This is a genomic window from Candidatus Cyrtobacter comes, assembly GCF_034470605.1.
Taxonomy (GTDB): Bacteria; Pseudomonadota; Alphaproteobacteria; order Rickettsiales; family Midichloriaceae; genus Cyrtobacter; species Cyrtobacter comes.
This window is the reverse complement of record NZ_JARGYT010000069.1, coordinates 1-6,587: the sequence shown is the minus strand read 5'-3', so window position 1 is coordinate 6,587 and position 6,587 is coordinate 1. Positions and strand designations below refer to the sequence as shown.

General features: G+C 33.6%; 5 protein-coding genes. 2 read left to right on the top strand and 3 right to left on the bottom strand.

Translation table 11 applies throughout. The features are described from left to right. Positions 1-119: 119 nt before the first annotated feature. Both Cyrtocomes_RS04755 and Cyrtocomes_RS04750 read left to right on the top strand, forming a co-directional pair. Entirely contained in the window at positions 120-446 is a 327-nt protein-coding gene (locus Cyrtocomes_RS04755) for a hypothetical protein (RefSeq protein WP_322498052.1), read from the top strand. 98 nt (positions 447-544) lie between these two features. After that, positions 545-916: a YraN family protein gene (locus Cyrtocomes_RS04750; protein WP_322498051.1), complete on the top strand. Its 372-nt coding sequence runs from the start codon at positions 545-547 to the stop codon at positions 914-916. A gap of 266 nt (positions 917-1,182) precedes the next feature. Here the strand turns inward: Cyrtocomes_RS04750 and Cyrtocomes_RS04745 are convergent, their stop codons facing one another. From Cyrtocomes_RS04745 to Cyrtocomes_RS04735, 3 genes are all read right to left on the bottom strand, one after another. Continuing rightward, the gene (locus Cyrtocomes_RS04745) at positions 1,183-2,052 is read right to left on the bottom strand and encodes a hypothetical protein (RefSeq protein ID WP_322498050.1); all 870 of its coding nucleotides are present in this window, start codon (positions 2,050-2,052) and stop codon (positions 1,183-1,185) included. A gap of 588 nt (positions 2,053-2,640) precedes the next feature. Further along, positions 2,641-4,872 carry a hypothetical protein gene (locus Cyrtocomes_RS04740; RefSeq protein WP_322498049.1) on the bottom strand — a complete coding sequence of 744 codons (2,232 nt, stop codon included), beginning with the start codon at positions 4,870-4,872 and terminating at the stop codon, positions 2,641-2,643. Between the two features lie 806 nt (positions 4,873-5,678). After that, positions 5,679-6,461: a hypothetical protein gene (locus Cyrtocomes_RS04735; protein ID WP_322498048.1), complete on the bottom strand. Its 783-nt coding sequence runs from the start codon at positions 6,459-6,461 to the stop codon at positions 5,679-5,681. Between the last annotated feature and the right edge of the window lie 126 nt (positions 6,462-6,587).

Sequence of the window (6,587 nt, the reverse complement as noted above, 5' to 3'; positions counted from 1 at the left end):
TTCGCTAAACTCAAAGAAAATCGACGCTTAGCATTACGATTTGAGAAATCCGATCTCTCTTTCCTTGCCTTTATAGCTTTAGCATCTATTAAATACAACCTTTGTTAACAGTGCCTATCATGTACAACGGTAATTGTTTCTATTCTGCATATAAAAACTTTGCTGATGCTGCCTCAGGCGGGTTCGCAAATTTTGCTTCTGAATTCTCTCAGACTGTTTCTGATGGCGTTACTAATCTTTATGAAGCAGGTACAAAGGTATTAAAGAATAATGCACAAATTATGGTATCTGGATTAGGTGGCATTCAAATTGCTCATAAATTATCTGAAAATGGTGCGGCATATTTGAAGGAATGCTCAGATATATGTCAAACAGTTAGTTCAAAACTTTCTGATCTTGTTTCTTCATCAAAATCAGCGCATTGCACATCACAGAAAGGCGCGTAAGGAAGAAGATACATGTATGAAACACCGCTCTTTTGTTATATGGCGGTGTTTTATCTATTGGTTTTTACAACAGAAGTTGTTGATTAGTTTTTCTTTACATGCTTCGAGGCACTTGTAGCAACCATTCTGCTGGGCTAAAGGCGGAACGTGATGCTTGTAACTTTTTAATACATAATGGATTTTCTATCCTTAAACAAAGGTGGAGGAGTGGGTTTGGTGAAATAGATGTTATTGCTTCTAAGGGCTTAGAATTAGTCTTTTTTGAAATAAAGAGCAGTAAAAACTATAAGAGATCATTTTTGTTAACAGAGAGGCAAAAAAGGCGCTGTGCAAATGCTGCGCTTTATTTTATTTCGTTAGATAATAATCAATGTTACGATTCATTTAGGTTTGATTATATATTTGTAATTGACGGCACGATAGAACACATTCAGAATGCGTTTTATATAGAAGATAACAACAAATCATAGGTTTGCATCGTTTAAGCTATAAATATAAGAGTTTGGAGCGGCTATATAGAGCTGTTTTATTTAAGGTGGCGCACATTAACAATACTATTACAACCTATTCTAATTCAGCTTAAATAACTATAAATTTGTTATATAGCTAAGTCAGTATAAAACGTCATATAAAATAGGAGTTAAGAAGCTAGAATAATTATTGCGCTATTTTATACTATCTTAGCTACATGCTCTTTTGAGTGGGGCAAGTGCCTGCCCTCAATGATATTGCTATTCTATAAACCACTTCCTTTATATATATCATGATGATTACTGTTGCATTGGTCGTCTGCAAATCCAAGACAATCAACGCCCTTTTCATCAACATCCCTGTGATCAGCGCCATTTGCCTCAACATCATTTTGACCATTAGTAGCTACATGATTTACATAATTATGCCCAGTTGTTGGATTTAGATCTTTTTGTAACTCGGCCCTTGATGACATGACATTATTCGTTATATATAGAGTTGATTCGATAATTTGAAATAGATTTAGATATGCCGACTGAGAAGAGCTGCATATCCCATATAGAGACCCGAAAATACAATATGCATGATATAATGGCTTGGCTAATTCTTCTAGCATAGAGCTAATTATTTTATTTTTAGTATCTTCACCGGAAAAAGAAAAAAAGAGCCTACATAAAGAAAGGGCCGGCGCTACCTCAGTAAATGATCCAAACCAAAATTCTTTAGAGAACGAGCTATGTTGTGGACAGATTTTATTAGTTATGGCATCTGTAAGCTTCTTATGCATATCACCAACCTGTTCTTTGTTGTGCAGCAAATATGATAATAATCTTGTCTGAACAAAACGCGCTACTTGTGGCTGTATTTTATTAAAGGCCCAATTACTATTGGACAATAAACCAACTGCAATTTCTAGCGTAATAATATATGGCATGACAAGAAGTGACCCTTCTTGATTATTAGTCAAAATGTCACGTGTATAGCTATAGCAACAAATACTATGAAGCATTCCTAGGGGTAAAAAAATTAACTTGCTCCTAGCTTCCGTAAATCCTAGATGCCCTAGTAAGCTCGCGGCTCCTTCTGTTATATTCCCAAGGTGCTCCATTAAACGTTTTGCGTTTTTCTTATTCATATTGAGCTAGCTAAAATATAAATTATACTTAATAAAAATATTATAAAAAAACAGACCCAGCATGTTACAACAAAAGTCTGTATATTGGTTTTATGTATATGATAACTGGTATCAAGGAGTAGTTTACGACATTTCTTAAGCCATAGCACTTTCGCGCTTACTAATCTTATGTTTTGGTCTTCATCAACTCATCTTATTACAAGAACAAGCCTTGGATATAAAACTACCGCAAATAGTATAACATAACTACTTAGGCATGCAACAACATAACGCAACTAATTACCTAAGAAATACAATAATTTATTTACACTGTTATACACTTGTAGCGAATTCATTTATCTCATTTATCTTGCGATATCAATATGATGAGCACTATTTTATAGTAGGATCGAGTACCTGCAAAACAACCACAGGACTATCTATTTTAGAGGTATTGTTTGATAGCCTTTTATATTCTCGAGGATCGATTATGACAAAAATAAATAGAGATCAGCTATAAATTCTAAAACTATCACAATCAACGGCAGAAGCTTCTAAATAAATCTAAAAATTTCTGCCGTGGTATGACTATAAGATTAATATTTTTTATTATTCATACTCAGAATAAGGTGGCGGTGATTGATCATTATATAAGCTACTAGCTTGATCTTCTTCATATGCTGGAGGAGGAGGTACAGACCCTTCTGAGGAATATGCAGGTGGTGCAGATGGGTGAAGAGGCTCAGATCCTTTTGAATCAGATTGTTCATATTTAGGTACTGGATCAATGCTATCTAAATAATTTTTAAATTGCCCGTCACTATAGCCTGAACTCGCATGTTTTAAAGCCCCCTCTATGCACTTAATCTTTAAAGGATTTTCAACGTTTTTTGAGCCTCGCTCCTCTAGTATAACTAAATTTTTAAACAATTTATGGCATGCAGCATCACCAAATTTACATACAAATCTCAGCATGTCATCTGTACACCCTTTATTAAGATTAAGATTCAAGGCTTCTTGAAGCACACGATTCACTCGATCTAATAACGCCTCAAAATCATTGCGATCTGCATTTACTGCCTGATTTATAAGAATTTTTGTTGTAGCCAAGCCTAAATTAAACAATCCATTCTCTGAGAACAACGCTACCCTTGACTCTAATGTATTAAACGCGCTACAATCACGATTTAAAGCTTCTTTTATCAATATGTTACTAGAATCATTATCAAGACCAACTATTTTTGATAAAATACCAAGCCTTTTTTCGATATCATCAAATTTCGAGTCACTCAAAGCTAATACTTTTGCCTTCAATAAATCTCTATTTGCTATACTTAATTTTTGAATAATCCCTAACTTTAATAATTTGTTAACCCTTTCTGTGCTTCCAGAATCTTTAGTTTTAGCCAAATTTATGACATGGTGCTCTTTTTTGTCACCATGCTGCAGATCAATCTTACATTCACCGGTATCCTTACTGTGATGAAGTTCAAACTTGAAGGCCTTATTGAGCCTTTGCGCTTCATACTCAGCTAACAGCTTCTGGAATGCGCTATCACTATCAAATGCGGCACTAAGTAGAGCAACTTGTTCATAAGAGTAAAGATTACCAGGAATCTTAGAAAAATTTTTAAATAACTTATCCAATTCTAGACTATCTTTTGTTAGCGCAAAATCGATCATCATGTTCCAAAAATCCCCACTAAGAATTGTAAACTTAACATATAGATCAGTTGGAACACTTAACAGCTTTGATACTAATATATCAAATTGATAAGCAGACATATTATGCGCACTTCTAAGTAATTTTTCACTATGCCCCTTACTGCATTCTTTTAGTATATGTTGTGGTATGGCACGTAACTTCACCACAAACTTATGAAAATCATCATATGTTGCTGCTTCAGCCGCGTAATGCAAAATACCATCTTTGATTTGATCAAAATTACCCCATAGATCTTTATCTACAGAATTTAATTTTTTTATAAGATCTACATATTCATGGTAATCCATCTTGTATGCAAGTTTGATCAAAGATTTTTGATCTCTATCTTGGAGAAAAAAAGGACGAAATACATTATTATATAATCCTAATATAGCTAGGTTATCGGCTATTTTTACAAAATGATTTTGATACAGCGCCAAATTAACAAGTAATTCTCGTGCCTCAAATCCAAATGCGTAAGCTATCTCCTGTACAGATATACAATTATTTATAAATCGATCAAAATCCACTTGTTCTGCATTAAAAGCTGACTTAATCAACAATTTTCCAGTCTCCTCATGATATATAAATATTCTTATAAATGTTTCATATGGAAGCTGCTCAGTTATTCTTTTGATAAAAGAGGCAAAATGATCATTACTAGCATCAAGAGCTGCTTTTAATAACAGATTCTGACATTCAGCTAAAAATTTATACTTCTCATTAAGTTCTAGCGGTATTAATAGTAAATTTTTTGTTATCTTATCAAATACTTTAGTATCAAGAGTTATTACCTTTTTTAAAAAATCAGCCTGCACATCAGAATTAAAATTCATAAAAGACTCTGGCATACACATCAATCTATCTATCATTAGACTAAGCTTCTCATACGCGGCGCCACTATCTAATGATTGCACATCACCTATACCACTTTTTTTTATACATAATCTTAGCAACATACCGCCATTTCTATAAAGTGGATCTTGTACTATCGACAATGGAAGCTTAACTAAAAGATCAGAGAATTTTGTAAACTCTGTTGAAGAAGATGCCAAATCAACAACCATCTTTATGTCTGTATAATTACATTCTTTTAGCGCATAATATAAGAAGTCTTCTAAGTTTTTTATAGCCATATCAGATTTAGAAGAGTCTTTGATGCAATTTAAGGCATGTAATATGTAAAAACATTCTTTATATCCTAATGAACTAAATGTTGGATAATTTAGTAATGCCAGACTCTGTTTTGTTGATACCAAGCAAGTAACTAAATATCTTGTAAGATAATAAGGAGAGGTAAAAAAGTGAAAAAATCCACTAAGCATAGAATTTATTAATTAATGAACAAAAAGAAAGCGGGGAATTTACATGCATAGGTATTAGATAACACCTACCGCATATTAAAAAAGTAGAACCGATATAGTATTTATGATGCGCTCTAAAATATAAGGGTACGACTAAAGACTTAATGTATGAGATTCACCATATGGCTGATAAATAAAACAATTCTATATATAAATCAACCTAATTTAATGGAAAAATCGGCCATTATATTGCTAATATATAGACATTTAGTCACGAGGGACCCAATCTCATTTAAAAACTTCTCAATATATTAGGGGCATCACCTATTAATGGTGTCTTAGGTTCTCTAGTCGGTCTACGAATATTATATAGTTATTTAAGTTAAATTAATAAGCTGTGATACAAGGGGTGTTATTAAGTATGCAATCTCAAATAAAATGGCTATACCGCTACCGTTGATCATTCTTGATCATCTTTGCGATAAGTTTTACTATAATCTTTGGACCTTTTATTTACCTTGAACATAGCTATTTTTTATCCTCTCTCCTCTACAACAATGTTGTTTACATGGGTATCTACTACTTTTTCGGTCAGGCATATTTATCATCAACATACATCTAGATATAGAGTAAAGCTCCTATTTCTTCCTTCCCTCAGGCTCTTTACTGTTGTCTCGTCTGTCTACTACATTTCCAGCCCATGTGGCAGCGGCCCACGATGCAGCACCATCTGTAGGATTTTGTCTACTAGTAGGTGCAGGACTAGTATCATGTGCAGGATATAATAACGGATGTTTCACTTCTGGTAAGGAAGAAAAGCGATATATTTTTGTTTGAAATTCTTCTACATTACCAAACTGCATTAAAGAAATTGATGTAAATGCACATATTATTTTTATTAAGCTCAAATAGTTGTTTGCCAAGCTTTTTATTTCCTCTGGTCCTTTTTCATTCAATTTAATATCAATAGCTTCTGGAAGATTTGTTATCATGTGCTGATCATTCATTTTCAACAACTTTTCATCAATCGGTACGCCTCGGTACCCTATTTCATGCAGATGCCATATCAAATTTGACAACGTACAAAGTGAATCACAATTTAAGTCTATCTCTGTTAAATGTTCGATAAATTGCTCTTCAGTATCATAAGTAGATTCCTTATATAAGGAATCTCTAAACTTCTTTATCTCCTCTATCATGTAAGAATGGAGCATGAGTTGAGAATTCTTATGCCTTAGCGTTATGTCAATTAGATTCCGAAAGAGCTGATCCTGTACATCTATTGGTCGAATTGGCTTTCCTGTGTCAATATAGTTACTTCTAAACCCTTTTGCATCGTCTTTCCAGTAAAGTTTCTCCTTCATGCTTTTATCCCAACTCGCCTTTAATTCTTCTAGGGCCTTGCTCCACATTTTATTCATCTCATTTAGTAGGCACTGTTAACAAAGGTTGTATTTAATAGATGCTAAAGCTATAAAGGCAAGGAAAGAGAGATCGGATTTCTCAAATCGTAATGCTAAGCGTCGATTTTCTTTGAGTTTAGCGAA

Bases quoted from the DNA above. Each gene is read 5' to 3' on its own strand.
- Cyrtocomes_RS04735 (WP_322498048.1), bottom strand. From the start codon at position 6,461: ATGAATAAAATGTGGAGCAAGGCCCTAGAAGAATTAAAGGCGAGTTGG.
- Cyrtocomes_RS04750 (WP_322498051.1), top strand. From the start codon at position 545: ATGCTTCGAGGCACTTGTAGCAACCATTCTGCTGGGCTAAAGGCGGAA.
- Cyrtocomes_RS04745 (WP_322498050.1), bottom strand. From the start codon at position 2,052: ATGAATAAGAAAAACGCAAAACGTTTAATGGAGCACCTTGGGAATATA.
- Cyrtocomes_RS04755 (WP_322498052.1), top strand. From the start codon at position 120: ATGTACAACGGTAATTGTTTCTATTCTGCATATAAAAACTTTGCTGAT.
- Cyrtocomes_RS04740 (WP_322498049.1), bottom strand. From the start codon at position 4,872: ATGGCTATAAAAAACTTAGAAGACTTCTTATATTATGCGCTAAAAGAA.